A 25,428-nucleotide genomic window follows, 5' to 3' on the forward strand; every position below is an offset into this window, starting at 1 on the left:
CACCATCGTCAAACCTCGATATTACTCGAGGTCAACCGCGGATCGGCCGCGGAGCAGGAAATACGCTGCCAGCGAAACGACGAGCCCGACGTAGTACGCGAGGTCCGCCCCGTGCAGCGCCGCCGCGACCGGTCCGGTGTAGAGGGTCGTGTTCATGAACGGCACCGCGGCGCCGAATCCCACGAGGAAGGCCACCACCGCCGCCCACGGGCGGACGGAAACGGAAGCCAGGACGTCCACGCGCCGGCCGCCGCGGGTGCGCGCGAGCCAGTCCGGGACGACCACGCCGAGGAACGGCGGGATCCAGTAGCTCACGAACAGCAGCACGTTCTGGAACTTCGCCGACAGGTCGCCGCTGTGCATCCAGAGGATCAGCGCGAACGCGAGCACGGTGACGACCACCGCCGACACCGGGCGCCGCAGCCGGACGCCGACCGTCTGCAGGGCCAGCGAGCCGCTGTAGTCGTTCATCGCGTTAGACGAGACCGCCGCCAGCGCGATCACCGCCAGCGCCAGCGCGCCCAGGAACCCGCCGCCGAGCAGGTGGGCGACGCCCGCCGCCGTCTGGTCGCCGAGCGAGGACCCCAAGGCGAGCCCGAGACCTTCGCCGATCGCGTACGACACGACGAGCCCGAGCAGCGTCGCCCCGAAGACCGCCCGCGAAGACGTCTCCGCCGGCAGGTAGCGGCTGAAGTCCGACGCGTAGGGCGCCCAGGAGATCGCCAGCGACAACGTGATCGTCGTGAAGAGGACGACGCCGCCCGCGAGGTCGGCGCCCGAAGCCGTGTCGGCGGTGGCGATCGGGTGGCCGGAAAGGACCTTCACGGTGAGCGCGGCGAACGCGAGCACCAGCAGCACGCTCATCACCGCCTGCACGCGGTGGATCAGCGCGTAGCCGAACACGCCGAGCGCGCACTGCAGCACCAGCACGATCAGCACGGCCGCCCAGAACGGCAGCCCGGTCAGCTCGGCCAGTGCCTCGCCGCCGAACAGGCCGACCAGCGCGTCCCAGGCGATCGAGCCGAGCCACTGCACCAGACCGGGCAGCACGACACCGCCGCCGAACGGCAACCGCGCGAGCGGGAGCTGGCCGGTGCCGGTGCGCGGGCCCCAGGTGGACAGGTACGCCACCGGCAGCGAGCCGAGCACCGTCCCGGCGAGCATCGCGGCCAGGCCCGTCCAGAACCCGAGGCCGAGCGACGCCGCGAGGGTGCCGGTGAACACCGCCGTCATCGTCAGGTTCGGCGCGAACCACACGCTGAACAGCCGCCACGGGCGCCCGAACCGGTTGCCCGGGGGCACCGGCGCGATGCCGTGGGTTTCGATCGCCAGGTCCCGCCCGCCGGTGGGCATCCGCCCGCCGAAGACCTCGGCGTCCAGACCGCGTCCGCTCATGTCCCGCCTTCCGTCACGATCACCCTAAGTGGTCACCGTCGGAAGTCCTCCGGGGGTCTCGACGGCCCAGCTTCCCGCTGGACGCACGGCCGCAAGGTCCGAGTACAACCCGGTACGAGGACCTCGCGGTCGCACGCCCAGCGGAAACCTGGATCCGCCGAATGCCCCCGAAGGACTTCCGACGGCAACCACTAAGGCGCGGCCGCGTGGCGGACGCGACGGCCCGGACGCCGAAAGCCGTGAAGGCCCCCTCACCGGAGCGAGGAGGCCTTCACGGACTTCTGGACTAGACGAGCAGCAGGAACAGCAGCCCGTTGGGCACACCGAGACCGGTCACGTCGTCGTAGCCGGGGGTGGTGTGGATGGTCAGGCCCTGGTAGTCGAGCGTCCGCACCGAGTGGAGCAGACCGGCAGAGGCGTCGACCGAGTTCGCGTAGTCCACGCGAGCCACCGCGGCGTCCACGTGCTTCACGTCGGTGATGGCCGGCGTGCGGGACGTCAGCTTGTAGATCACCGGGTTGATGAAGCCGTGGTGGAAGTGGTCGAAGCTGTCGGCCACCGCCATGATGCCGGCGAACACCGGCGACGCGAGGCTCGTGCCGCCGATCCGGTACTGGTCGTAGTAGGCGCCGTCCGGGAAGGTCTGCGTCTGGCCGACCAGGAAGCCGGTGTTCGGGTCGCCGACCGCGGAGATGTCCGGCACGACGCGGCCCTTGTGGCCGGCCGTCTGGTTCTTCGTGGAGAGCGCGTCCGGCACGACACCCTTCTGGTAGAAGGGCTGCGGGAACAGCCGGCTCGTGCCGCCACCGGAACCGCTGGTGTAGTTGGCCGGGCCGTAGACGCCGTTGGTCAGCAGCGACTTGCTGGTTTCCCAGCCGGTCTCGAAGATCTTCTTGCCGTCCTTGCCGATGGCGATGGACGTGCCGCCGACCGCGGTGATCCACGGCGCGGAGGCGGAGAAGTCCGGCGACGGCGTGCCGAGGCGCGCAACCTCGTCACCGTTGTCGCCCGAGGAGAAGTAGACGCCGATGCCCTCGAGGACCGCCTGCAGCGAGATCTGGTTGAACACCTTGACCTCGTCGGCCGGGATGTCCTCGCCGGTGTCGCCGTAGGAGTTCGACACGATGTCGGCCTTGTGGCCGGCGATCACGTAGTTCAGCGCCACGTCGAGGGCGTTGTCCTCGCAGGACTCCCCGCCGACGTACAGGATGTCCGCACCCGGCGCGAGACCGTGGGCGGCTTCGACGTCGAGGGTCTCCTCGCCGTACCAGCCCGCCGCGTCGCACTGGTCCGCCGGCTCGAGGACCGGGTTCGCCGGGAAGACGTGCTGCTTGAACTGGCTCTGCTTCAGCGGGTGCTGCGGGTCGTTCTTCTTCGCGTAGGTGCTCGCGTCCGAGTAGATGGTCGGCGAGGCGAACGCGTCCACGATCGCGATCGTGGTGCCCTTGCCGTCGGCGCCGACCTTGTCGACGCCGTAGGCCGACCGCAGCTGCGCCGGGGTGTAGCCGCACGGGGCGTACGGCAGCTGCTTGCCGTTGTAGGCGGGATCGGTGGTGTCGATCTTCTCGCCGTAGTAGGCGCTGCACGGCCGGGCGTTGCGGAAGCCGGGGCCGGGCGCGACGTCCGACGGCGTGCCGGAACCGGTCTCGTGGTCCGGCTTGAACAGGTTGGTGGCCTGGTCGACACCGACGACGCCGAGCACGTCACCGGCCAGGTTGGCCGGCACCGACAGGTTCTTGTCGGCGGCGCGCAGCGTCTGGCCCTTGACCCGGTACTTGCCGAGGTCGACGGCGAACGCCTTCTCCGTCTGGTCGGCCGTGCCGGTGGCTTCGACGTAGGCGCGGTTCGACGGCACCTCGCCGATGCTGAAGCCGCTGCCGGTCAGCCACGCCTTGACGGCGTTCACCGTCGCGTCATTGGCGGCGAAGCGGTCGCGCACCTGGTCGGGGCTCAGGAACTGGCGGTAGGTCTTGCTGTCCGGGTCGGACACGGCCTGAGCCAGCGCCTCGGCGCCGGCGTTGTCGCGCTGGTTCAGGTAAACGCGGAAGCTCAGCTTCGCCGCGGGCGCCGTGTCGGCCACCTTGGCCTGCGCGTTCGCCCACAACGGGTGCGACTGCGGGATGTCCTGACGCCCCTGCGCGGACGCCGTCGCCGGCAGGGCGCCGGTCAGGCCACCCACCACCGCGAGCGAAAGGAGCAGGGTGGAGCTTCTTCGCACAGAAATCTCCCTCTTGGAAAGCGGCCCCCAGAAACGGGCCTGGAACAACGGAGTGAGACTAAGCCGGTGTTCCGCTCGCGGGGAAGTGCTTTCGGAACCGTTATCTCGCCGGGAATTGACGGCCTGTGGACCGTGGTACGGAAATCCGATTTGTCGGCCGCAATACGCGAGGAACATGCCCGGATGCACGTTAAGTCCGGTTCGGTCCGGGACCGTGGACCACGGGCGAAAGGCTCGCGCCACCTACTAAAGTCGGTCGCTCCGTCCACTCGGGACAGTCCCGGCGTGTCGGCACTTCGGCCGTCACCCGTGCGCGGCCAGCCGCCTGTCCACTTCCGCGGGGGCGAAGACGGCGTCGACGACCATTGCCACCGCGCCGCCGAGCGCGAGCCCTTCCCCACGGCCGCCGATTTCGACGCGCAGGTTCTGCGTCGCCCGCGGCAGCGCCCGCCGGTAGAGCACCTCCCGGACACCGGCGGCGAAGTGCGGCTCGGCGAGGTCGCCGGCGATCACCACCACCTCGGGGTTGACCACGCAGACCAGTGTCGCGAGCACCTCCCCCACCTGGCGGCCGGCGATCTCGGCGAGCCGGACGGCGGCCGGCTCCCCGGCCACGATCCGGTCGCGCACGCCGGAGCCCGACGCCGTCGGCAAGCCCAGCTCCGTCAGCCGGGCGGCCAGCGCGCCACCGCCGGCGACGGCCGCGAGGCAGCCGAGCGAACCGCACAGGCAGCGCGCCTCCGGGTGCCCGGGCAGCCGGATGTGCCCGATGTCGCCGGCCCCGCCGTCGACGCCCCGGTACACCTCGCCGCCGAGCACCAGCCCGGCACCGATCCCGGTGGACACCTTCACCACGACCAGCGCGGCCGAATCCGGGTACCGGGCGCGGTGCTCGCCCAGCGCCATCAGGTTCGCGTCGTTGTCGACCAGCACCGGGGCGCCGAAGCGCGCGCCGAGGTGAGTGTCGATCGGGTAGCCGTCCCAGCCGGGCATGATCGGCGGCTGCGTGACCCGGGCGCGGCCGGGCTCCACCGGGCCGGGGACGGAAACACCCACGCCGCACACCGGCCGCGCCACCTCGGCCAGCATCGCCTCGAACCACTCCGCGACCCGGCCGAGCACGGGCTCCGGGCCATCGGCGACCCGCAGCGCGCCGGCGCGGCGCGCCAGGACCCGCCCCGCCAGGTCGGTGACCGCGGTCTCGGCGTGCATCGTGTCGATGCTCGCGGCCAGGACGACGGCGTGCCGGTCGTCGAACCGCAGCTGCCGGGCCGGGCGGCCGCCGGTGGAGTCCTCCTGGTCGCCCTCGGCGAGCAGGCCCGCCGTCTGGAGCTGCTCCAGGCGCGCGGTGAGCGTCGAGCGCGACAGCCCGCTGCGTTCCAGGAGGGCCTTCCGCGTGCTGGCCTGGCCCGTCCGGACCAGCCGCAACAGCTCTCCGGCGCTGGTCGGCGCGGTCATCCCGGAGACCCCCTTCGGACTTTTGTCCATTGACAAGACACAAGTCGGAGATAGATTGGACATATGAACGTAACACGGGAGCGTGCTTCGACTGTCCTGGCGGGCAACTGGCTCGGTGCGTCGACCGTGCCTTCGCGTTCGCTCTACCCGCACCAGTGGAGCTGGGACTCCGCCTTCATCGCCTTCGGCCTGCGGCACCTGTCCCCCGAGCGCGCGCGGCGCGAGCTGCTGACGCTGTTCTCCGCCCAGTGGGCCGACGGCCGCGTGCCGCACATCGTGTTCGACCCGGACACCCCCGCCGAGGCGTACTTCCCCGGGCCGTCCTTCTGGCACGCCGGGCGGACGTCGGGCCTGGTCCAGCCACCGGTGCACGCCCGCGCCGCGTTGGCGGTGCACGAGGCCGAGCCCGACCACGCGTTCCTCGCCGCGCTCTACCCCCAGCTCGTCGCCTGGCACGACCACCTGCGGACCCACCGCGACGCGGGCGGGCGCGGACTGGTGGCGATCGTGCACCCGTGGGAGTCGGGGATGGACAACAGCCCGGTCTGGGACCGCTCGCTCGAGCGCGTCCCGCCCGCCACCGGGTTCGTCCGCCGCGACCTGGAGCACGGCGCCCCCGGCGACCGGCCGAGCGACGACGACTACGGCCGGTACGTCCGGCTCGCCGCCGAGTACCGGGACAGCGGCTACCGGGACATCGGGCGCTTCGCCGTCGAAGACCCCGGCTTCAACGCCTTGCTGGCCGACGCCGAACTGGCGCTGGCCGAGATCGCGGAGGAGCTCGGCCTGCCGTCGGCGGGCCACCGCGAGGCCGCGGCGCGCGTCGAGAAGGCGCTGCAGGAGACGCTGTGGGACGACGCCGCCGGCTTCTTCTTCGCCCGGGACGTCCACACCGGCTCGCTGACCCGCGAATACACCTGCGCGGGCCTGCTGCCGCTGGTGCTGCCGGGTCTGGCGGTCGCGCCTGCCCTGCTGGCGACCGCGACCGGCCCGCGCTTCCGGCTCGGCCGGGTGCACGGCGTCCCCAGCTACGACCTGACGGCGCCGGGCTTCGACCCGGGCCGCTACTGGCGCGGCCCGTCGTGGTTCAACGTCGGCTGGCTGGTCCGGCAAGGCCTGCTGCGCCACGGAGAGCACGTCCTCGCCGCGCGGTTGCGGGACGACCTCGTCGAAACCGCTTCCCGGACCGGCTTCGCCGAGTACGTCGACCCGCTGACCGGGGCGGGCCACGGCACCCGCTCGTTCAGCTGGACGGCAGCCTTGACCGTCGACCTGCTGTCCGAGCGGACCTGACGGGCGGGCCGGCCAGCCGCGATCGGGGGCGGCTGGGCGGCCCGCCCGTCGCCCCCTCAGTCCGCCGCGGTCGCGTAGGCCGAGCCCAGCCAGGTCTCGTCGATCCGCAGCCGCTTGTACCGCGAAGTGTCGCTCGACGCCGCGTACGTGCTCGTCACCTGCAGCCGCACGTACCGGGTCGTCACCGCGGAGAGGTCGACGAACTGGACGCCGCGGTGGCTCGGCAGCGTCCCGGACTTCACCGCGCTGCCCCAGTTCTTGCCGTCACTGGAGACGAACACCTGGTACGCCTTGATCCGCGCCGACTGCTCGGTGTCCGACCGGGCGTAGCTGACGGAGTCCTCCCGCTGGTTGATCCCGACGTACTGCACCTTCTTCGCCGCGCCGAGGTCGTAGTCCAGGTTGACCGGGAGCGTCTTGTTGTTGTCGAAGTACGTGAGGTAGCTGCTGTCGCTCGCGGACTGTCCACTGTGGCCGCTCGCCGACGCGCTCGCCTTGAGCGTCACGGTCTTCGGGTCGTAGGTGCCGGTGCGGCCCGCTGTCTCGACCTTGAACACCGTGTCGTAGGCGTCCCAGCCGGACAGGCCGCTCAGCGTCAGGCTGCCGCCGCCCTGGCTGAAGGAGATCGCCGCGCCGGTGCGGAGGTTCGTGACGCGGCCGACGCGGTAGCCGTTGTCGCGGATCTTCAGGGTCGACGTCGACGGCTTGGTCAGGACGTGCACGTACTGGTTGTCGCCCTTGATGGTGATGACGCCGTGGGCACCGTCGTTCCAGAAGCCGGGCTGCATACCGCCGTACATGTACCCCGCGCCCTCGGTGCCGTCGAGGGACTCCCGGATCGCGTCCAGGTACGTCTTCGCGAAGTTGTTGAACGCCTCCTGGTTCGACGGGAACTTCCCGTTCACCATCGCCGTTTCGGCCATCAGCGACTTGATCGACGAGCCGGAGTTCGTGATGAGCCTGCCGAGGTTGAGCATCTTGTTCACCGGCGGGTTCGACCCGCCGTACCACCACGGGCCGGTATCGGGGAGCTTGAAGCACGCCTCGGTGAGCCGGGGCATCGCCGTGTACGTCGCCTGCGGGTAGTCGTACGACGGCGTCATGCCGGTCTTCTGCTCGTTGCTGATCGTGTCCATGATCGGCGTGTCTTCGTTGTTGTTGCTGAGCAGGTAGTCCGGGCGCTGCTGGTAGATCTGCTGGTAGAGGTCGTGGGATTCCCAGTAGGCGTTGTCGTTGTCGATCCAGAAGCCGCCGAGGTCCGGGTAGTTCTTCATGACCTCGAAGAAGTTGTCGTAGCTGAACTGGCCGAAGCCGTCCTGGCTGTCGAGGTCCACGGTCTTGCCCTTGTACTTCGAGTAGCCGGCCGAGTCGAGCCACTCGTGGCCGCCTTCGTCGTGCCACTGGGCGTCGTTGGTCATGTAGAGGATGACCTTGAGCCCGCGGGCTTTCGCCGCGGCGACCAGCTCGCCGAGGAAGTCCCGCTTGGTGGTACAGCTGCCCGGGATCTTCGACGGCCAGGCCCGCGAGTAGCCGAGGCGGCTGTGGAAGGACGCGAGCACGAGGTACGACGCGTGCAGCTTCTCGGCTTCGGTGACCCAGTAGCCGGGACTCCACCCGCCGTCGGTGATCGTCTTCTCCCAGGCGCTGCAACTGGTGTAGCCGGGTGACGTGCGCATGCCCCAGTGCAGGAACAGCCCCGCCTGGCTGTCGCGCAGCCACTGCTGCGAGGGCTTCTGCAGATCGGCGGACGCCGGGGCGGTGACGAGCCCGGACACCGCCAGCATCGCCACGCACGCGACGAGCGCCCGGCGGAGGAACTTGGCTGCCATGAACGACCTCCAGTGGTCTGGTCCACCCGGTGGTGTACTCCTGGCGGCGCGGGCCGGTCAAGGTTTAGATCCGACCTTTCCGCGGAGTTTCGCTGGCCGGTACATACTTGTTGCGGCCGTTCGGGTTAAATATCTGATATATGACGCGAGAGATCCGATCTCTCTTGACTCGGCGTCCGAGAGGCGAGTAGATGTTTCCCTCGGAAGCGCTTTCGCTTCGACCATCGCTCCGGCGACACGGGCAGCACGCCGCGCCCCCCAGAGCTGGTCGGGATGCCGACGGACGGCGGATCGGCATCCCGGCCACCCTTCCCCGCGTCGCGGGGCCAGGTGAGGCTTGTTCAGCCGTCGGCCGCCGCATGACTTCGCGGCCCAGCTGCGGCGAGTGGGCGGGGCACGGCGGCCCAACCAGAACAAGCCTCAGCGCACGAAAGGGACGACGATGTCCGAACACCCCCTTCGCCCGACCCGGCGCGCGGTCCTGGCCGGCACGCTGGGCGCCCTGGGCACGCTCGCCGCGGCGGGTCCCCTCGCGCGCGCGGCGGACCGGCTCCCCCCGATCGGCGGCGCGGCGCCGCCGTCGGACTGGTCCCGCGCGGTGATCGACTCGACGATGCAGCGCTACACGCCCGACAAGATCGGCGGCTGGGGCTACACCCTGGGCCTGTACCTCTACGGGCAGTACCTGTTCTACAAGCGCACCGGCGAGAAGAAGTACCTCGACTACATCATCGCGTGGTACGACCGCTTCATCACCGACAGCGGCATCTCGAACAGCTTCACCAACCTCGACTCGATGCGCTCGTGCCAGATGCTGCCGCTGCTGTACGCGGAAACGGGCCGCAAGAAGTACAAGACGGCGGCCGACCAGCTGCGCAAGCGGTTCCCGGCCTACCCCCGGACGTCCGACGGCGGCATGTTCCACGCCACCAGCAAGGTCGGCCAGCTGTGGGGCGACGGCGTCTACATGGCCCAGCCGTTCCTCGCGCTGTACGGCGCGGCATTCGGCGACGGTGACTACTGCTTCGAAGAAGCGGCGAAGAACATCGTCGTGTACTTCAGCCACCTGCGCGAACCGGCGAAGGGCCTGCTGTACCACGCCTACGACGAGGACGGTTCCGAGTCGTGGGCGTCCGGGTCCGGGCACCACTCGAAGTACCACTGGGCGCGCGCGATCGGCTGGTTCGGCATGGCCACCATCGACATCCTCGAGGTGCTCCCGGCGAACCACCCGCGGCGGCCGGCGCTGATCGACGTCGTCAAGTTCCTGGCCGCCGGTTACCAGCGTTACCAGGACGCGGCGACCGGCCGCTGGTACCAGGTGGTCGACCGCGGCGGCGACCCGAAGAACTGGCTGGAGACGTCGGCGTCGTCGATGTACACGTTCACGATGGCCCGCGGCGTCCAGCGCGGCTACCTGCCGGCGTCCTACCAGGCGGTGGCGGATCGCGGCTACGCCGGCGTGCTCGGCAAGGTGTCACTCGGTTCGGACGGCCTGACGAACGTCACCGACATCTGCGAAGGCACCAACGTCGGCGACCTGTCCTACTACTACGGCCGGGCCCGCAAGACCAACGACTTCCACGGCCTCGGCGCGTTCCTCATCATGAACGAGCAGTACCAGCACTGACCCCTGTCCCGCCGCAGAAGGGGCCCCGGCCCCCCCCCCCGGCGCCCCCGCCGGGCCGGCCGCGCCGTCCCGGCAGCAGAGTGCCCGCCGCGCGGGTGGCCGCCAAGACGTCCCCGCCGGTGAGCAGGGCGTACGCGGTCGACGGTATCCCGCTCACCACCGCGGCGACGGCCCCGGCGCGGACCGGTTTCATCCGGCCAGGTACGCCGCCACCCGGATCCGCAGGCCGCGGACGTGGGGCAGCGCGATGGTGAACGCTCGGGCCGGCCGGTAGCCGGGCCACGGATCACGGTGGGTACAGGGCCCGGCGAAGTACACGAAGCCGTCTTCGTCGTCGTAGCGGCCGGGCGACCAGACCCGCGCGTCACCCGCGTAGCGGTCTTCGCAGGCGGCTCGCGCGAGCCAGTAGGCGTCGTTCCTCATGACGCGGCGCAGCTGCGCGGCGAACCCCGCCAGTTCCGCCTCCGGCAGGCCGAGACCGCGCCCGCTCCAGACCCGTGGAGTGCGTTCCGACGTGCGGGCGGGGCAGCCGAAGGTGACCGCGTGGCCGGCGTAGTACCGGGTCCAGCGAGGGGTTTTCGGGGCCGGCGCGGCGAAATCGGGTCCGCCGGTGAGTTCCAGCGTCATGGGAAAACGATAGTGGATCAAGCGTGAGCGGGTACCGCCGCGCGGGTGTTCACTGCTGCTCACATAGTGTATACAGTATCCAGTAGGCCGTGATTCCGTGAGCAGAGGAGGCCGCCATGGTGGACGAAATCCCGACCGCGGCCGACGAGGAGGCCGCGCCGCGGTCGACCGGGTGCACCCGCGGGTACGCGGCCTGGCGGCCCCGGCCGGTCGCCGACCTCGCCGCGATCGCGCTGCGCGCGGCGGAGCTGTTCGCCGAACGCGCCGACGAGCTCGCCGCGATCATGACGCTGGAAATGGGGAAGCGGATCAACGAAGGCCGCGGCGAAGCCGGCGTCGTCGCCACCATCTTCCGGTACTACGGCGAGCGGGGGCCGGAGCTGCTGGCGGACGAACCCTGGCGATCCGCGGCGGCGAGGCGGTGCTGTCGAAGGAGCCGATCGGGGCGCTGCTGGGCGTGATGCCGTGGAACTTCCCGTGCTACCAGGTCGCCCGGTTCGTGGCACCGGACCTGTTGCTGGGCAACACGATCCTGCTCAAGCACGCGTCGATCTGCCCGCGCTCGGCGGTGGCGATCGAGCGCCTGGGCGTGTCGCTCACCGGCAGCGAGCAGGCGGGCAGTTCCGTCGCGGCCGAAGCCGGGCGGAACCTCAAGAAGTGCGTCCTGGAGCTCGGCGGTTCCGACCCGCTGATCGTGCTGGACACCGACGACCTGGACGAAACGGTCAGGGTCACGGCAACGGCCCGGATGCGACCCGGCGAACCCGGCGACGACGTTGCCCCCCACTGGCCTCGACGGCGGCGGCGGACGAGGTGGCGGCCCAGATCGAGACGGCGATCCGCGAAGGGGCAGAACTACGCGCGGGCGGCCACCGCATCCCCGGCCCGGGCGCCTACCTGGAGGCAACGGTCCTCACCGACGTGACCCCGCAAACGGCGGCGTACCACGAGGAGATTTTCGGCCCGGTGGCCCTGCTGTTCCGCGCGGAGACGGAGGCCGAGGCACTGGCGCTGGCCAACGACACCCCCTTCGGCCTGGGCGCAAGCGTGTTCGCCACCGACCGCACCCGCGCGGCCCGCCTCGCTCGCGGCATCGAGCGGGCATGGTGTACGTCAACAAGTCGGGCGGTTCGGAGGCGGACCTGCCCTTCGGGGGAATCAAGCGGTCGGGGATGCCGCCGATTCCGGGATGCGGTTGGCCCACGCGCCCCGCTCGTACGCGCCGTCTCCGAGGACCATCGGGACCTGCGTCTTCGAGGTCAGTCGCATCGCGATCCGCCGAGGCAGCAGCTCCCGCACCGGCACCGTGTCCTTGGTCGGCTCCTGCACGTAGCCCCGCACGGTGAAGCCGAGGGCCCGGCCTTGGGTGGTCAGGATCGCGACCTTCTCCACGATGGCGTCGCGGGTCTTGCGGTCGGTGTACTTGGTCAGCGCGCCGATCTCGTCGAACTCCAGCAGCTCCACCGGGTAGTCGGTCGAGATCGGAACCTGCCGGGTGTGCCCGGCGAACTCGCGCTTGCGCTTCTCCAGCTCATCCAGGAGCGCGTCAAGGACCTGCACCGCTTCCTGCCCGCTCTGGCCGTAGCGGGCGAAGATGCCACGCCCGTAGGACAGCTCCATCGCCTTCGGATCGATCCCGGACACCCGCACCAGACCGGCCCGGATCGCCGAGGCCGCCGCAACCAGCGGGCACCACATGACCGAGTTCTTGCCCGACCCGGTGGCCCCGGCGACCAGGGTGTGAGCGCCGGTACCGACGAGCGGGAGCCGCCAGGGCTTGCCGTACTCGGTCGACCCGGCGAACACCGCCCGCAAGTCCACCCCGGTCCCGTCCACAGAGACCATCTCCGGCACCGGCAGACACGCGACAGGCGACGCGAGGAGGTCACGGCGCATGAAGTCGATCGAAACGACGTCGGGCTCGAGCTCCCGGATCTGGCAGCGGGTGACCTTCCGGGCGACCGCCAGCGCGCGGGCCCCGTCGTCGAAGTCCTCCGACTTCTGCCCCGGCACCAGCCGCACCCGGACCTCATCCCACGAGGCCCCAGAACGGACCGACAGCAGCGTGGGCACCGCGACCCCGGCGGAGCGGTCCTGACTGCGGGCAACCGTGTTCCGGCCCCGTCGACGTCCGACCAGCGACACCGTGACGTCGACCGGCACCGACGCGTCCCGGACCACCAGGCCGCAGGCGGTCAGCCAGCCGGCCAGCTTCCGGCCGTAGAGCGTCCAGCGCAGCCACCAGCCCCCGCAGCCACCGCCCGCACCACTGGTCATAGCCGACCGCGTCCAGCCGCCACCACACGAGCTGGACCAGGCCGAGCACCACGAGCGTCACCAGGAGGGAGAGCCCGCCCAGCCACCGGCACCAGGCCCACGCCGCCACGAGGGCGAGGCAGGTCCGCCAGTGCGTCACGAGTTGCCGAACAACCCAACCGACCGCCCGCGCCAGCCCCCAGAGCACCATCCCGACGACCGCGAGCGCGGCCAGCATTTCCGCCAGACCGGCCAGCGCACGGCCGATCTTCGCCAGCACCCACAGCACAACGGCCAGGCCGCCGCCGACCGCCATCAGCGTCATCACGCCGTGCGCGTCCATCAGCGACCACCCCGCACAGCGGCCGTGCGGAGCACCAGCGGCAGCATCCCCAGGCACGGGGCACACTTGGTCTCCCCGGGCAGCAGGCGCGCGAACTTCTTGCATTCCGCGCAGCGCATCCGGGTGACCCCGGTTGACTGACGTTGGTTGTCATCATTTATCGTTCGCATTGTTCACTTCTCCAGTGGACAGACGCAGAACCGGCGAAAAGGTTGGTAGCCAGGGACCCGGTTCTGCGTTCTTTAGGGTCGTTATGAAGCACGTGGGGACGCGTTTATCCGCCACGCGTCCCCACGTGCGGAATTGTCGATATTCAGTTTCTGGCGTTGCTACTGCCCAGGAATGCTCGCGTGTCCCCGCAAGGCCAGCAGGGCAAGCACTACACGGTCCTCGCCGAGCGCATCAGCGAGTGCTGCGATCACGTGCAGCGAACCCGCGCCACGCGATCCCGTCTCGATCGCCTGCAAGGTTGATTTCCGATCTTTGCGTGCGCCGCGACGGCCGTGAGGCTCAACGACTTCTGTTCCCGTACCGCCCGCAGGTATGCACCAAATTCGACATCCGGTAGCGGCGGAAGCTGTTCCTCATTGGGGCGTGCCGCCGGAGAAATTTGCACACCTGCGGGCTCTACTCCCTCCCGTCCGTAGTCCGATTTCCACTCGGGTTTCCTGGTCAGGGTCTCCACCTCGCGCCGCTCCCGGTCAGCCCAGTAGAGCGCTTCGTGATGGTGTCCACGGTCAAGGTCGGCCACGGCCTGATACATCCGTGCGTTCGCCCGCCGAAACGCCACCCATGCCGACACTGGCGCGTCGCGTTCCGGCATCCGCGCATACGAGCTTTCGTGCGCCTCCTGCAATGTCCGAGGCGCGCCAGCCTCAGCCTTCACCGTGCCCATCACGCCTGCCCGGGGCCGCCACGCGAGCCGCCAGCAGTGCTGCCAGGTCGTCCACTCCGTCGCGGAGCCGGAGAAGGAACGCCACGCAGGCCGGCCACTGCTCCAGGTCCTCCGGCACCGCGAGAGAAACCACGGTCGCGCCGGTCACGACCAGCATCGGCGGACTGGCCGGATGCGGGCCGGTCTCCTCCACCGTCACCGACTCCTGCGGTTCCACTGTCCACGTCACGCCGAACCCGTCGACCCGAAGCACCATCACCGTCTGCCTTACTCGCCCAATCCCGTGCCAACTCGGCGAACCCTTCGGCCGCCGACTCCAAAGCCGCGACACACCAACACGGCAGACCACGCGACCGCGCCAGCTCATGCCACGCCCGCGACACCCGCCGCGCCGCATTCGACGTGTTGAGCGACGACGTCGGCGAGAAGACCCGCGAGCCGTGCTCCCACGCCGCCATGTACTCGCGGTACGCCGATTCCCACGCCCGGACCAGCTCGCTGAACGCCGCAGCATCGCGAACCGGACCGGACGCGTTCATCCCGCTCACGCCGCCTTGGTCGCAGCTTCGCCAGCCGTGGCGGAGCGCGCCGACTTCGAACCACTCCCGGCCGCCTTGAAGCCCGTCGCGCGGAAGGCATAGGACTGGTACTTGAACTCGCCCTGGCCCGCCACCTTCGGCTCGGCCGTCAGCCCGTCCAGCTCGATCGGGCGCATACCCGGCAGTGCTTCCGAGGTAGCCGGGACCGGCTGGACGTCCGCCAGCAACGTGATCTCGAACGAAGCCCGCTTCGCCTTCGTCTCGTCCGGGTCGGTCACCGTCGCCTTCCACTGCCGCTTGCCGGTCACTTCGTCCACCCGCTGCCGAGTCGGGCGGCCTGCCGTCCAGTCCTCGCGAGACTGGTACTCCGTGTCCGCCGTAATCTCTCCCACCATGACGAGTCCCTGAGGAAACGCCTGGTCAAACGCGATTTCGAACCTGAAACCCTTGGTGATAGCCATTTCATTAGCCCCTAGATGTCGTTCTCAGTCAGTAACTTCTGGCGTCTCGTCGCCACTGTCGACTTGTGCCGCTGTTGAGTTCAGGACCGCTCGAACCTCTTCGAGTTCTCTGCTCAGCACTGCGATGGCGTCCGAATCCACGAGCAGGACTACCGGGAACGCCTTGCCGAACCGGATTTCCGCTCGGTTCGCGTAGGCGAGGGCGCGCACCCGGATGGGAAGGTCTGCCGTGACGTGGATCTGGACCGTGTCGCGCATGTCGGTCGCGCCTACGCCGCAAGTCGGCAGAGCGCCCGTGTTCCCACATCGCGTGACCGGCTGTCGCGCACGGACCCCGCGCTTCGAGTCGTCATGCCTGCCTTCCTTTCGGCTCTGTCGCCGGGCGGATCCCGGCAATCTGCCTTCCAATCTCCGGCAAAAGGCGGGACATGATCACCACGTGGCGGGACATCTCGGGACGTCCCTGGTACGGTCGAAGACGTCCCTAAAAGTCCCAGGGGGTGCTGATGCCGAACGAACGCCTGCGTGACGCGCTACTGCGCAACGGTCTGACCTTGGAACAGGTCGCCAACGCCGTCGGCGTCGACCACAAGACAGTTGAACGCTGGATCACCAAGGGGCGCCTGCCGTACCCGAAGCACCGGCACAAGATCGCCGCGATGGCGCGCGAGTCAGAGACCTACCTATGGCCGGACTCGGTCGCACCGGAGCGCAAGGCCGAGACGGCGGCCGCCGAAGTCGTGCGGGTTTTCCCGCACCGCAACGCCATCCCGGTCGAGCTATGGGACCGGCTGATCAAGGAGGCGTCGGAGACCGTTGAGGTCCTGGTGCACGCCGCGCTCTTCCTGGTCGAGCGCCCACGGTTCATCAAGGATCTGACAGCCAAGGCAGCGGCCGGCGCGAAGATCAGACTTGCCTTCGGGGACCCGGAAGGTGACAGCGTGGCGCTACGCGGCGAGGAGGAGCAACTTGGGGACGGGACGCTTGCGGCGCGTATCCGCAACGCCCTTGCGTCTTATCGGCCGCTGGTCGGCGTCGATGGGGTCGAGATGCGATTCCACAACACGACGCTCTACAACTCGATCTTCCGGTTTGACGACGAGATGATCATCAACACGCACGTGTACGGGTTCCAGGGAGCCCACGCCCCGTCGCTCCATCTTCGGCGGCTCTCTGCAGGGGACCTCTTCGAGACGTACTCAGAGAGCTTCGAGTCAGTCTGGAATCTCGCCAAGATGGCCAGCTTCTGAGGAAGCGATGGTGACCAGGCAGGCCGACGTCGATCGAACACCCGCAAGTTTTCCCTATGATCGCACTGGCCCTGAGGCCCCAAATAGCTAGGAGGCCACAGCGTGACGCGCGTCGACTACTACAACAACCCGGGCGCCCCCAAAGCGAACAGTATCGCCGTTGCGGTGTCTGCGTACATCCAAGACGACGAAGGTCGGATTTTGATGATCCGGAGAACGGACAACGACCTGTACTCGATCCCCGGCGGTCAACTCGAGGTCGGCGAGACGCTGGCGCAGGCAGCGGTACGTGAGGTCCGCGAAGAGACCGGTGTCGAGTGCGAGATAACCGGTGTCATAGGCCTCTATTCCAACCCCGGTCACGTCATTGCCTACGACGACGGCGAGGTCCGTCAAGAGTTCTCGATCTGCTTCCGTGCCAACGCAACGGCAGGCGACTTGCGCACCAGCAGCGAGAGCAAGGAGGTCTTCTGGGTCGCGCCTTCAGGGCTGGCCAACCTGAATATTCACCAATCGATCCGGTTGCGACTTCAACACGCTATGGATAACCGATCAGCTGTCTACTTCACATAGCCCGTCTATGTCCCAACTGGTCGGGTGCATTTTCGCTCGTGCTCGACTCTGCGTCGGGCAGGCTCGTCAAATCGCCGCTTACCACGACGCCCAGCCCGTCTCGTCGCAAGTTCGGCAGACGGATGAGCGCGAAGGGTGGCGGCCACAATGTGGCCTGATTGAGATGCCGCCAGGCGACGGGGTGACCATCAAGTGGGTTGCTACTGTAACCCCTCTTGATTATCGGGGTAGATCCTATTCACTTCTTCAAGCCAGCCCTTGTAGTGACTCCGCGATTCGTAAAACATCAACAGTCCCGCATTCATGCGACTCAAAACTTTATCGAGGTCCTTCGAGAATCCCTTCCCGCCTTCAATCGATGTCATCATGGACTCTGTGGTGTCTGTAGCCTCAAGCGACTGCATTGCCATTTCGCGAACAGTTTTGAGAAAATCTAGAACATCTCGATTTTCAGGGTTGGCGGCTTCGCCGCTGGCACCAATCATGCGAATTATGGAGATAATTCCTGGTCCAACTCCCTGAATTACTTCACGTAGCTCTTCGCTAATCCTGAACGAATCGTCAACAACTGGTTCAAGCTTCTTGGCTAGGCTTCTGGCTACGGCAAGTCGTTGGCCAAACGACGTCGCACTTGCAAAGGATGCAGTTGCATTCGAAATAAGCTCGTTAAACTGATTGATCTTCTCGCCGTAGGTCCTCACCAGGGTGCCCACGTGGGGCAGGTCTTCCTCCGCTCTGGCTATCTCCTCAAGGGTGCCTTCCCTTAATTCTGGATCTTCAGTATTGAAACCCGTGTCGGTGTCAATGAGTGTGCTTGAACTATCGATAGTTGACTGTTCGTCAAGCGCTTCTTCGATTCGCTGGGAGATCTGTCCGACAATCAACATCCATGACGAAGAACCGACTTCCTCGCTGCGGAGATCAGACGCGTCTTTCCATTGCAGCTGTTTAATGTCAGACCATTGTTCATCATTGGGAAAGAGGCGGTCAATCCGATCTTGAGGAAATAAGAGGATTGGGATTACAAGCTTGCGGCCCTCGCGACTAGGCAAGAACGCAAAGAAGCTTGCCAGTTCCTCTCGGCATGCAGGACTTCGAAGGTATGATGGTGATATAAAGGCAAGTAGCACGGTGGCGTTATTTAGGCCAGCACGAATCCTGTCGCGCCAGTTCTCGCCAAGGCGAATCGATTCTGTGTCAAAAAATATTCCGACTTCCAGGCCGGTCAGGCTTGCGTAGGTGTCCGCTATCCCTTCGGCAAGCTTCTTCACTCGGCCGTACGAAGAATCATCATCCTTATGTGCATATGAGACGAACACTGAAACATCGTTACCGGCAACTACGTGCCGAGTCGGCGGGGTATCCTTGTTCTCATCGGTACTCAATGACAGTCATCCTCATCTCTGCCGAATTTGGCTCTATGGGATCAAGGCGCGCCACCTACGGCGGCGCGCACGTCACCACCCGCGCGGCGGGCTCGCCCTCGTGCGACACGGACGGCCTGCCGCTCCGCTCCGGCCGCCGGGCGGCCCGCCGGAGGGCCGACCGCGTACGCGCGCCGCCGCGAGTTGGTTGATCCACTCGTCCTCATACGGCCAGAGACGTCGTCGAGTCGATCAGTGTTACGCCGTTCGGCGCCACGATCAGGTGAACCGCTCCCTCGTCAGCGATCGTTTAACACCGGCCGACCGCCATCAAGGGCGCCTACGGCGTCGCTGCGCGATGGACGCAAGCGCCCACCCTTGACACCGGCCCTCCGGCGCTAACAGCGGCGGGGACGCGGAAGACGGGGCAGGGCTGCCACCAGGCCAGACGAGCACACGGGCAGCGAGGAGCCAGGCCGTCTACAGGCCGTCAGACGTCCAGACGGGCTCGGACGCAACCGGACCCAACAGGCGCAAAAGAGCAGGTCAGAGACGGTGCGCCCAAGAATGCCCCCAGGCCCGCTGACCGCCCGGATAGTTCATGAACAAGAAGCCCATCCGCCTCTGAACTGACGTTATGGACGTCCGGGCAAGGCTTGCCGCCGGGACAGTGTGAGCCTCCGTCGTTCTCGGTCGATGCTGGTGATGACGACCGCCACGCTGCCGCCGACCTGGATGACCTCCGACGGCGTTTCCACCGGCGTCCAAGCGAGTTCCCGCAGCGGGATCAGCCCATCGATTCTGAGGGCGACCTCGACGAAAGCGCCGATCGGGACCAAGGCGGTGACCAGTCCCCGCAGTTCGTGACCCACGGCGGCGACTTCGGCGAATGTCTGGAAGGGATCCGGCTGTGTCGCTCGCAACGACAACCGGGCCTCCAGGTTCCAGATGTCGAACTGGAGGAACTCGCACGTGACGCGCTGTCCGGCTTGGACCACGTCGGTGGGGGCTTCGAACCGGCGCCAGGACAGCTCGGGGCCGGTGATGAACCCGACGCCGGTGTAGAACGGGTGATCGGGGCCCTCGTCCAGCACCACGAACACGCCGAACCGTTGACGGTGCCGGGAAGCACGTCGCCGGGTGCAGTGATGACAAGAACGCCCACAGTTCCGGGTGCTCGGACTGCCCGCCGATCGTGCTCCGAGTCTTCCGCGGGAGGCGGGCAACCGGGCCGGGGCCGGTGGAGTTGTCAGACATCTGATAATCGTGGCCCGGCCAGCGGTACTGCCCCGGGGCCAGGTCAGTGGTATCGCCGAGCGGCGCCGTCCCGACCTGCAGTTTACCGTCCGTTAGCCTGTTCGGCCGATTGCGGTGGAGTCGATCACGGTGTCGAATAATCGCCGACAAGGATTAATCGCCGTGAGGAGCTGGCTGTGTACTGGGGGACCGCTCTCGACGATGGAGGGGCGACGGGGCTCGTTCGTCCGTACTTCCGCACCCATGGCCGGACCCGGCCGACGCGAGATCTTCCCGTCGAGACGCTCGTCTCGACCACCGCGCGCGGGCGGGCCATGACGCGGGGGAGCTCGGCGGAAGAGTCCGAGATCTGCGTGCTGTGCCGCACTTCGCAGTCGGTCGCCGAGGTGGCCGCGCGGCGGCGGATTCCGCTCGGGGTGGCGCGGGTCCTGCTCTCCGACCTCGCCGATCGCGGGCTCGTCGCCGTGCACACCGCGAAGCGGGGCTCGGGCAGCCGGCCGAGCATGGACCTGATGAAGCGGATCCTGCACGGTCTCAGCCGGCTGTGAACTCCCGGACCAGCCGGGCGAACTCCGCCGGCTGGTCCAGCGGCAGCAGCGTGTAGCTGTCGGCCACCTCGACGAGCTTTCCCTTGGGCAGCAAGGTGGCCAGCCGCCGGCCGTGCTCGCGTGGCATCACGCGGTCCTCGGCGGCCCAGACCACCAGCACCGGCCGGTCGAAGCCCGGCAGTCGCTCCGCCGTCTCCAGCAGGATTTCCGGCGCGGCGGCGGCCGCCCGCAGGACGCGGACCGTGTCGCGGCGGATCCCCGGCTGGCTCAGCAGCGGGCGCAGCCAGCGGACCGTGGCCGCGTCGCCGCGCTTCGTGAGCCACCCGAACGCGATCGGGAGGCGGCGCACCGCGCGCAGCCGCATCTGCTGCATGAACGCCCCGAACAGGCGCGGCGAGAGTTTCCCGATCAGGAACAGCGTTTTGCCGGTGAGGCCGGGCGGGAAGTTGTCGAACGCGTCGCACGACGCGAGCACCACCCGGCTGACCCGCGGGGCGCCCTCGGCCATGAGCAGCTGCACCAGCGCGCCGCCCGTGTCGACGCCGGCGAGCGTGACGTCCCGGAGGTCGAGCCGCTCCAGGAATTCCGTGAGCAGCCGGGCGATGCCGGGCAGTGACAGATCGGCGTCGTCCCGCATCGGGTGCCGGTGGGCGCCCAGCGGCAGCGTCGGGACCACGCACCGGAGGCCGGCGAGGTCCGCCACCGGGCCGTCCCACAGGGAGCCGTCCATCAGCAGGCCGTGGACGAAGACGACGACCGGGCCCGGCCCGCCCGTGTCGGCGTACTCGATGGTGCCCGCGGACAGTTCGACCCGCATCCCAGCCTCCCGGTGAAGTCACTGGGCTGAAGTGAACCATGTGGTTCGCAAACTGTCGAGGCTCAGGGAGCCGCTTCCTCCCGTTCGACCGCCCGCAGCAACGCCGCGAAGCCGGCCGCCGTACCTTCGCTGTCCGGGCTGGTCAGCAGATCCACGAGGAAGCCGCGCAGCGTCGCGAGGACCATTTCGGCGACCTCGAGCTTGCGCCGCTCCGGCCAGTGTGCCGGGCAGAACGACACCAGCGTCGGCAGGTACTGCTGGGACGCGCCCCGCCCGAGCGCCGCGTACCGGCCCGGGTCGTACATCGCCAGGCCCATCGCCTGGTCGAGGACGCGCCGCAGCTGCGTCTCCTCGTCGCGGAGGCTGGTCCAGGCCGCCCGGACGCGGCCGGTGAGCGTCGGCGACTCCGTGGCGACGGCCGTCAGCGCGTTGCCGATCCGCCGTTCGCGCAGCGCGAAGACCACCTGGCGGAGCAGGTCTTCGGTGCCTTCGAAGTGGTAGAGCAGCACCTTGTGCGTCGTCCCGGCCGCCCGGGCGGCGCGTCGCAGCGAGAAGTCGACGAGCCCGTTCTCGGCGACGTCGTCGGTGATCTTCGCCAGCAGTTCGCGGCGCCGGGCCTCGCCGCGCGGCGAGCCGGCCGATCGCCGGTACCCGGCCCGGGCCGGTTCGTCGGTAGCGTTGTCCACGGGGCACAGCTTGGCACGCGCGGCGGCGGCCGGCGAAACCGGAAGCGCCGCGCCCTATGCGTCCACAGTGGACGTCCGATCAGGACGGTGCGGCGGCTCGGGCCGCCCGTTCGACCTCCGCGCGCCGCGCGGCCCAGAACGCCGCGTCGCGGTGGCTGTCGGTGGCGAGCGAGCCGTCGAGCTGCTCACGCAGGATGTCGGCGTGCCCGGCGTGGCGGCTGGTCTCGGTGAGCACGTGGACCAGGACGTTGAACAGCAGCACGTCCGGGCGCGGCCACCAAGGCACGTGCCCCGGCGCATCGACGGCGAGCTCGGTGATCGTCGCGTCGGAGTGGGCCCACACCCGCCGGTAGCGCTCGACGATCTCCGTACGCGACTCGTGCTCGGTCGCCCACATGTCCGTGCCGCGCGCCTCGAGGTCGTCCCATCGGGGCATCGGCTCGGCGAACGGGCGCCCGAAGATGTCGCCGAAGTACCTTGCTTCGGTCAGGGTCAGGTGCTTGACGAAACCGAGCAGGTTGGTGCCGGTGGCGGTCAGGGGACGGCGGATGTCGTACTCGCCGAGGCCGTCGAGCTTGCCGACCATCTCTTCGCGGATCTCGCGCAGGTCGCCGTGCAGGTAGGTCTTCGCGAATTCGTCGATCATGGCGACCAGCTTGTCAGCCCACGGGCACCCCGCGCACCGAAACCGGACCGGGGGTCGGGTCCAGCTCGGCCTTCTGGTCCACCCCGGACGGCGTCAGCACGTCCAGCGCCTTCGGCGCGGTCGCCGGGTCGACGGCGCAGATCGGCACCGTCCCGCCGGCCGCGCAGAGGCCGAAGGTGTACTGGCCCGCCGTCGGCGTGAACGGCCGGGCCTGGTCGGGGGAGTTGCCGTCCTGCCCGGTGAGCACCACGGCGAACGTCCAGCCCGGCTCCGGCGTCCCGAAGGCCGCCTTCGCCACACTGACCGTGATGTACCGCGTCGCCTGCGAAGCCTGCACGGACGGCGTGGCCAGCGAAGCGCCCGAAGCGTCGACGAGCGCCGGCTCGGCGAAGCCCTGGACCTCGATGCGCCTGCTCCACGCGTCCTGCGGCGCGATCGTGTACGCCCGGCTCGGGAACGGCGCCGCGGTCGATGTCGCCGTCGCGGCCGGGTCGTGCCCGTAGATCGTCAGCAGCTGGGCGCCCAGCGGGGAGCCGAACGTCGGCGACAGGTCGCGGATCTGCGCCCGGAAGACCAGATTGGTGCCGGAATCGATGACCTGGAACCGCTGCAGGTCGAACGCGCCCGCGTGGAAGTCGCCCGCCGTCGGGTACGTGTACGTGCCGGGGCCGTTGTCGTCGCCGTCCGGGTCCGTGGTGTCGAGCAGCACGGTGCCGGTGACGAAGTCCGAGCTGATCGTCTTCTGCGCATACCCGGTCCCCGCGCCGGTCGCGGCCGCCGTGACGACGTTCGCGCCGAGCGGCGTCGGCACGGTCGCGCTGAACGTCCCCGCCGCGGACGCCCGCACGGACAGCACCGAAGTCGTGCCCGCGTCGGTGGCCGAGACGGCGAGGTCGACGCGGCTGCCGGCGGGCGCGGTGCCGGTGACCTGGGCGGTCGCGGTGGACACCGACGCGGGTGCGTCGAGCGTCACCGCCAGTGCCGCGGGCGGCGCGTGCGAGACGTACCGGGCGCGGACGTCGGCGGGCTGCTCGGGCAGCCGTCCGTCGTCGAGGGCCCTGGCCAGCCGGACCGACTGCGACTGCGCCCAGCTCAGCGGGGCCACCGAGCCGACGGACTGACCCGGGGTGAAGCCGATCGACGCCGTCTTCGGGTCCGCGCCGTACGGCGACGCAGGCAGCGCCGGGTTTTCCCAGATCTGCTCGGGGATCAGCCCGGTGCCGCCGGTCTGGGCCCGCATCGCGCGCAGCAACGCGGCCGCACCGGCCCGGTCGCCGGTCTGCACGGCCTGCTCGCCGCGTTCGCCGGCGAGCACCGGCCACAGGTGCCCGGACCCGGTGTTCGTCGACGGCCAGGGAGCGCCGGTCGGGGCGCAGTTCGTCGGGTCCGGTTCGTAGCAGTCGCCGTAGCCGTCCTCGCTGCCCGGTGTCGACGTCCCGTAGCGGTACCAGCCCGGCCCGGCGGGGGTGTCCCGCTTGATCACGCGGTCCACGACCCCGAGCGAGGCGGCGACTTCCGGGTCGTTCGCGGGCAGCACGCCGAGGCGGGTCAGCTCGAGGAAGCCGGCGTCGACGATCGCGCGCTGGTCGGCGTCGACCGAGCCGTTGCCCAGGTTGTAGTTCCACTCCGAATTCGGGTCGCCGTTCTTGGTCAGGCGCAGGAAGTACCGGCCGCCGTACGGCCCGTTCGACGTCACCGTCCAGCGCTTGATGCTGCGCTGGAAGTGGTCGGCGGTGGCGCGGTAGACGTTCGCGCGCGCACTGTCGCCGTTGCGCTCGGCGATCACGCCGGCGGCGACCAGCCCCGCGATCTCCGCGGCGATCGTCGAGGGGGAGTAGCCGCCCTGCTCCTCCCAGCGTTCCGAACCGAACGCGGGCCCGTGCGCGACGACGAAGTCGGCGGCCACGCGGATGTGAGCGGTGTACAGCGTGCGGTCGCGGTCGAGCCCGGCCTGCAACGCCATCAGGATCGGGTACGCGCTTTCGTCGAGCTGGTCGCCGCCGGAGTCGGGCGCCTTCTTGCCGTTGAGCAGCGAGTTGCGCGGGAACCGGCCGTCCGGCTGCTGCTGGCGGTCGAAGAGCCAGCGCACGCTCGCCCGCGCCGTTTCGCGATCACCCGCGGCGAGCAGGCCCGAGAAGCTCTCGTAGAGGTCACGGGCGAAGATCTCGCGGTAGGACCCGAAGTAGACGGGCTTGCCGCCGGGTGCGTCGCCCGCCGAGACCGCCTGTCCCCACGGGCTGCCCAGTGAAGCGACGACCGCGCCGGGGAACGTCTTGTCCTCACTGGCCTTGAGCACGTTGACGGACTGGTAGTACGAGTCGGAATCCTTGCCGCGCACCGGGATCAGCCCGTTGTCGTAGTCACGCCATTCGCGCGCGTACTGGTGGTAGCTCTGGTCGAACGGCGTGCGCAGGCTCGCGCCGGCCGTCGCGACGGCGGCCCGTGCGTCGGTGCCGAACCCGAGCGCCAGCACCGCCGGGCGGCGCGGCCGGAGGTCCAGCCGCGCGGTCTGGACGACGTTGCCGTTCACCGCCGACGGCGTGGTGTCCGTGAGCCGGTGGTCGCGGTCGAGCTGCGCCAGCCCGTCGCCCGCGGTGCCGGCGAACCCGCTCGCGGTGGTCAGGAACGGGCGGTCGGCGCGCAGCGCGGCGGCCAGCGGGGTGCCGTAGTCGCGGGCCGGCGCGCTGGAAACGGTGTTCGCGTCGGCGCTGACCAGCGCGGACGTGGCCGCGTCGACCGTGGCGGTGTCGCCGCCGCCGTTGGCCGGGCCGCCCCCGCCGTTGCCGTTGACGCTCGCGTCGAACCGCACGTAGACCTGCAGGTCCCGCCCGGAGTCCCGCAGCGGTTCCAGCCGGGTGCGGATCAGCACCCCGGTCCGCGCCGGGTCGGCCAGGTACTCGGTGACCAGCCGGTACCGCCCGCTGCGCGCGGTCGACGTCACCTCACACGCCATCCCGCCCGCGCTCGTGCGGACCGTGTAGGTCATGTCGCGGGCCTGCAGATCGGTGAAGCTGCGCCCATCGGTCACGGCGAACTGCAGCGTCTCGACGTTCGTGTTGTCGATCACCGGCGCGTAGACGTCGGACAGCACGCCGCCGGCCACCGTGAACCACGCCTTGCTCGCCGTGTTCCGCGCGGTGCCGAGGCAGTCCTTGCGGGCCAGGCCGAAGTGCGAGACGGCGCCCGGCCCGGGCGCCGCGGTGGCCGCCTCGGCTGTGGTGGATACAGCGGGCAGGAGGGTCGCGGCCAGCACCGCGCACAGCACCACGGACGACGTCGACCGAATCATCCGCCCATCCGACCACGCCCACCCGGGGGCGCACCAGGTCCGAACGCAGGAGGG

Annotated in this window: 22 protein-coding genes and 2 pseudogenes; 8 read left to right on the forward strand and 16 right to left on the reverse strand. The window is 69.2% G+C overall.

The window, feature by feature from the left end; all coding sequences use genetic code 11:
• Positions 1–21: 21 nt before the first annotated feature.
• From AB0F15_RS14830 to AB0F15_RS14840, 3 genes are all read right to left on the reverse strand, one after another.
• Complete coding sequence (locus AB0F15_RS14830) at positions 22–1,395, reverse strand: cytosine permease (RefSeq protein WP_360270113.1); 1,374 nt, start codon at positions 1,393–1,395, stop codon at positions 22–24.
• A gap of 286 nt (positions 1,396–1,681) precedes the next feature.
• On the reverse strand, positions 1,682–3,613 hold the full coding sequence (locus tag AB0F15_RS14835; RefSeq protein WP_360270115.1) for a S53 family peptidase: 1,932 nt from the start codon (positions 3,611–3,613) through the stop codon (positions 1,682–1,684).
• 303 nt (positions 3,614–3,916) lie between these two features.
• Positions 3,917–5,071 (reverse strand): ROK family protein, encoded by a 1,155-nt coding sequence (locus tag AB0F15_RS14840; RefSeq protein ID WP_360270117.1) that lies wholly within the window; start codon positions 5,069–5,071, stop codon positions 3,917–3,919.
• A gap of 63 nt (positions 5,072–5,134) precedes the next feature.
• On the opposite strand from AB0F15_RS14840, the gene AB0F15_RS14845 reads away from it, so the two are divergent.
• Positions 5,135–6,364, forward strand: a complete 1,230-nt coding sequence (locus AB0F15_RS14845) for a trehalase family glycosidase (protein WP_360270119.1) — start codon at positions 5,135–5,137, stop codon at positions 6,362–6,364.
• A 56-nt stretch (positions 6,365–6,420) separates the two neighbouring features.
• Here AB0F15_RS14845 and AB0F15_RS14850 read toward each other — a convergent pair whose 3' ends face one another.
• On the reverse strand, positions 6,421–8,193 hold the full coding sequence (locus tag AB0F15_RS14850; protein WP_360270121.1) for an alpha-L-fucosidase: 1,773 nt from the start codon (positions 8,191–8,193) through the stop codon (positions 6,421–6,423).
• Between the two features lie 442 nt (positions 8,194–8,635).
• Between AB0F15_RS14850 and AB0F15_RS14855 the strand changes: the two genes are divergently transcribed.
• Positions 8,636–9,823: a glycoside hydrolase family 88 protein gene (locus tag AB0F15_RS14855; protein WP_360270123.1), complete on the forward strand. Its 1,188-nt coding sequence runs from the start codon at positions 8,636–8,638 to the stop codon at positions 9,821–9,823.
• A 189-nt stretch (positions 9,824–10,012) separates the two neighbouring features.
• Here the strand turns inward: AB0F15_RS14855 and AB0F15_RS14860 are convergent, their stop codons facing one another.
• Positions 10,013–10,450, reverse strand: coding sequence for a hypothetical protein (locus tag AB0F15_RS14860; RefSeq protein ID WP_360270125.1), 438 nt, complete (start codon positions 10,448–10,450; stop codon positions 10,013–10,015).
• Positions 10,451–10,566: 116 nt separating this feature from the next.
• Between AB0F15_RS14860 and AB0F15_RS14865 the strand changes: the two genes are divergently transcribed.
• From AB0F15_RS14865 to AB0F15_RS14875, 3 genes and pseudogenes are all read left to right on the forward strand, one after another.
• A complete protein-coding gene (locus AB0F15_RS14865) occupies positions 10,567–10,911 on the forward strand; it encodes an aldehyde dehydrogenase family protein (protein WP_360270127.1) in 345 nt (114 codons plus the stop codon).
• On the forward strand, positions 10,872–11,375 hold the full coding sequence (locus AB0F15_RS14870; protein WP_360270129.1) for an aldehyde dehydrogenase family protein: 504 nt from the start codon (positions 10,872–10,874) through the stop codon (positions 11,373–11,375). The genes AB0F15_RS14865 and AB0F15_RS14870 overlap by 40 nt, the downstream gene beginning before the upstream one ends.
• Positions 11,264–11,491, forward strand: a pseudogene (locus AB0F15_RS14875) (aldehyde dehydrogenase family protein); the annotation flags it as partial. The gene AB0F15_RS14870 and the pseudogene AB0F15_RS14875, both read left to right, overlap by 112 nt.
• 132 nt (positions 11,492–11,623) lie before the next feature.
• Here AB0F15_RS14875 and AB0F15_RS14880 read toward each other — a convergent pair.
• The 5 genes and pseudogenes from AB0F15_RS14880 to AB0F15_RS14900 form a co-directional block, all read right to left on the reverse strand.
• Positions 11,624–13,049: pseudogene (locus AB0F15_RS14880) on the reverse strand (FtsK/SpoIIIE domain-containing protein); the annotation flags it as partial.
• Between the two features lie 418 nt (positions 13,050–13,467).
• Entirely contained in the window at positions 13,468–13,944 is a 477-nt protein-coding gene (locus tag AB0F15_RS14885) for an AMED_5909 family protein (RefSeq protein WP_360270131.1), read from the reverse strand.
• Positions 13,925–14,200 carry a hypothetical protein gene (locus AB0F15_RS14890; RefSeq protein ID WP_360270133.1) on the reverse strand — a complete coding sequence of 92 codons (276 nt, stop codon included), beginning with the start codon at positions 14,198–14,200 and terminating at the stop codon, positions 13,925–13,927. Before AB0F15_RS14890 ends, AB0F15_RS14885 begins: the two co-directional genes overlap by 20 nt.
• A 288-nt stretch (positions 14,201–14,488) precedes the next feature.
• On the reverse strand, positions 14,489–14,944 hold the full coding sequence (locus tag AB0F15_RS14895; protein WP_360270135.1) for a hypothetical protein: 456 nt from the start codon (positions 14,942–14,944) through the stop codon (positions 14,489–14,491).
• Positions 14,945–14,968: 24 nt separating this feature from the next.
• On the reverse strand, positions 14,969–15,202 hold the full coding sequence (locus tag AB0F15_RS14900; RefSeq protein ID WP_360270137.1) for a hypothetical protein: 234 nt from the start codon (positions 15,200–15,202) through the stop codon (positions 14,969–14,971).
• A 248-nt stretch (positions 15,203–15,450) separates the two neighbouring features.
• Between AB0F15_RS14900 and AB0F15_RS14905 the strand changes: the two genes are divergently transcribed.
• Both AB0F15_RS14905 and AB0F15_RS14910 read left to right on the forward strand, forming a co-directional pair.
• A complete protein-coding gene (locus tag AB0F15_RS14905; RefSeq protein ID WP_360270139.1) occupies positions 15,451–16,194 on the forward strand; it encodes an XRE family transcriptional regulator in 744 nt (247 codons plus the stop codon).
• A 102-nt stretch (positions 16,195–16,296) separates the two neighbouring features.
• Positions 16,297–16,767 (forward strand): NUDIX domain-containing protein, encoded by a 471-nt coding sequence (locus tag AB0F15_RS14910; RefSeq protein WP_360270141.1) that lies wholly within the window; start codon positions 16,297–16,299, stop codon positions 16,765–16,767.
• Positions 16,768–16,967: 200 nt separating this feature from the next.
• Here the strand turns inward: AB0F15_RS14910 and AB0F15_RS14915 are convergent, their stop codons facing one another.
• Together AB0F15_RS14915 and AB0F15_RS14920 are read right to left on the reverse strand one after the other, a co-directional pair.
• Positions 16,968–18,086: a toll/interleukin-1 receptor domain-containing protein gene (locus AB0F15_RS14915; RefSeq protein ID WP_360270266.1), complete on the reverse strand. Its 1,119-nt coding sequence runs from the start codon at positions 18,084–18,086 to the stop codon at positions 16,968–16,970.
• A 680-nt stretch (positions 18,087–18,766) separates the two neighbouring features.
• A complete protein-coding gene (locus tag AB0F15_RS14920) occupies positions 18,767–19,234 on the reverse strand; it encodes a S1 RNA-binding domain-containing protein (RefSeq protein ID WP_360270143.1) in 468 nt (155 codons plus the stop codon).
• 330 nt (positions 19,235–19,564) lie between these two features.
• Here AB0F15_RS14920 and AB0F15_RS14925 point away from each other — a divergent pair, with 330 nt between their 5' ends.
• On the forward strand, positions 19,565–19,936 hold the full coding sequence (locus AB0F15_RS14925; protein ID WP_360270145.1) for a DUF742 domain-containing protein: 372 nt from the start codon (positions 19,565–19,567) through the stop codon (positions 19,934–19,936).
• Here the strand turns inward: AB0F15_RS14925 and AB0F15_RS14930 are convergent.
• The 4 genes from AB0F15_RS14930 to AB0F15_RS14945 form a co-directional block, all read right to left on the reverse strand.
• Positions 19,923–20,753 carry an alpha/beta hydrolase gene (locus AB0F15_RS14930; RefSeq protein WP_360270146.1) on the reverse strand — a complete coding sequence of 277 codons (831 nt, stop codon included), beginning with the start codon at positions 20,751–20,753 and terminating at the stop codon, positions 19,923–19,925. The genes AB0F15_RS14925 and AB0F15_RS14930 overlap by 14 nt on opposite strands.
• Positions 20,754–20,815: 62 nt before the next feature.
• The gene (locus AB0F15_RS14935; protein ID WP_360270148.1) at positions 20,816–21,439 is read right to left on the reverse strand and encodes a TetR/AcrR family transcriptional regulator; all 624 of its coding nucleotides are present in this window, start codon (positions 21,437–21,439) and stop codon (positions 20,816–20,818) included.
• Positions 21,440–21,518: 79 nt separating this feature from the next.
• A complete protein-coding gene (locus AB0F15_RS14940) occupies positions 21,519–22,085 on the reverse strand; it encodes a DinB family protein (RefSeq protein ID WP_360270150.1) in 567 nt (188 codons plus the stop codon).
• A 13-nt stretch (positions 22,086–22,098) separates the two neighbouring features.
• The gene (locus tag AB0F15_RS14945) at positions 22,099–25,374 is read right to left on the reverse strand and encodes a glucodextranase DOMON-like domain-containing protein (protein ID WP_360270152.1); all 3,276 of its coding nucleotides are present in this window, start codon (positions 25,372–25,374) and stop codon (positions 22,099–22,101) included.
• Between the last annotated feature and the right edge of the window lie 54 nt (positions 25,375–25,428).

The sequence above is a fragment of the Amycolatopsis sp. NPDC026612 genome (assembly GCF_040638285.1).
In the GTDB taxonomy this organism is placed as follows: domain Bacteria; phylum Actinomycetota; class Actinomycetes; order Mycobacteriales; family Pseudonocardiaceae; genus Amycolatopsis.

Bases quoted from the DNA above. Each gene is read 5' to 3' on its own strand.
- AB0F15_RS14830 (WP_360270113.1), bottom strand. From the start codon at position 1,395: ATGAGCGGACGCGGTCTGGACGCCGAGGTCTTCGGCGGGCGGATGCCC.
- AB0F15_RS14840 (WP_360270117.1), bottom strand. From the start codon at position 5,071: ATGACCGCGCCGACCAGCGCCGGAGAGCTGTTGCGGCTGGTCCGGACG.
- AB0F15_RS14845 (WP_360270119.1), top strand. From the start codon at position 5,135: ATGAACGTAACACGGGAGCGTGCTTCGACTGTCCTGGCGGGCAACTGG.
- AB0F15_RS14850 (WP_360270121.1), bottom strand. From the start codon at position 8,193: ATGGCAGCCAAGTTCCTCCGCCGGGCGCTCGTCGCGTGCGTGGCGATG.
- AB0F15_RS14855 (WP_360270123.1), top strand. From the start codon at position 8,636: ATGTCCGAACACCCCCTTCGCCCGACCCGGCGCGCGGTCCTGGCCGGC.
- AB0F15_RS14860 (WP_360270125.1), bottom strand. From the start codon at position 10,450: ATGACGCTGGAACTCACCGGCGGACCCGATTTCGCCGCGCCGGCCCCG.
- AB0F15_RS14865 (WP_360270127.1), top strand. From the start codon at position 10,567: ATGGTGGACGAAATCCCGACCGCGGCCGACGAGGAGGCCGCGCCGCGG.
- AB0F15_RS14885 (WP_360270131.1), bottom strand. From the start codon at position 13,944: ATGGGCACGGTGAAGGCTGAGGCTGGCGCGCCTCGGACATTGCAGGAG.
- AB0F15_RS14890 (WP_360270133.1), bottom strand. From the start codon at position 14,200: ATGGTGCTTCGGGTCGACGGGTTCGGCGTGACGTGGACAGTGGAACCG.
- AB0F15_RS14895 (WP_360270135.1), bottom strand. From the start codon at position 14,944: ATGGCTATCACCAAGGGTTTCAGGTTCGAAATCGCGTTTGACCAGGCG.
- AB0F15_RS14900 (WP_360270137.1), bottom strand. From the start codon at position 15,202: ATGCGCGACACGGTCCAGATCCACGTCACGGCAGACCTTCCCATCCGG.
- AB0F15_RS14905 (WP_360270139.1), top strand. From the start codon at position 15,451: ATGCCGAACGAACGCCTGCGTGACGCGCTACTGCGCAACGGTCTGACC.
- AB0F15_RS14930 (WP_360270146.1), bottom strand. From the start codon at position 20,753: ATGCGGGTCGAACTGTCCGCGGGCACCATCGAGTACGCCGACACGGGC.
- AB0F15_RS14940 (WP_360270150.1), bottom strand. From the start codon at position 22,085: ATGATCGACGAATTCGCGAAGACCTACCTGCACGGCGACCTGCGCGAG.
- AB0F15_RS14945 (WP_360270152.1), bottom strand. From the start codon at position 25,374: ATGATTCGGTCGACGTCGTCCGTGGTGCTGTGCGCGGTGCTGGCCGCG.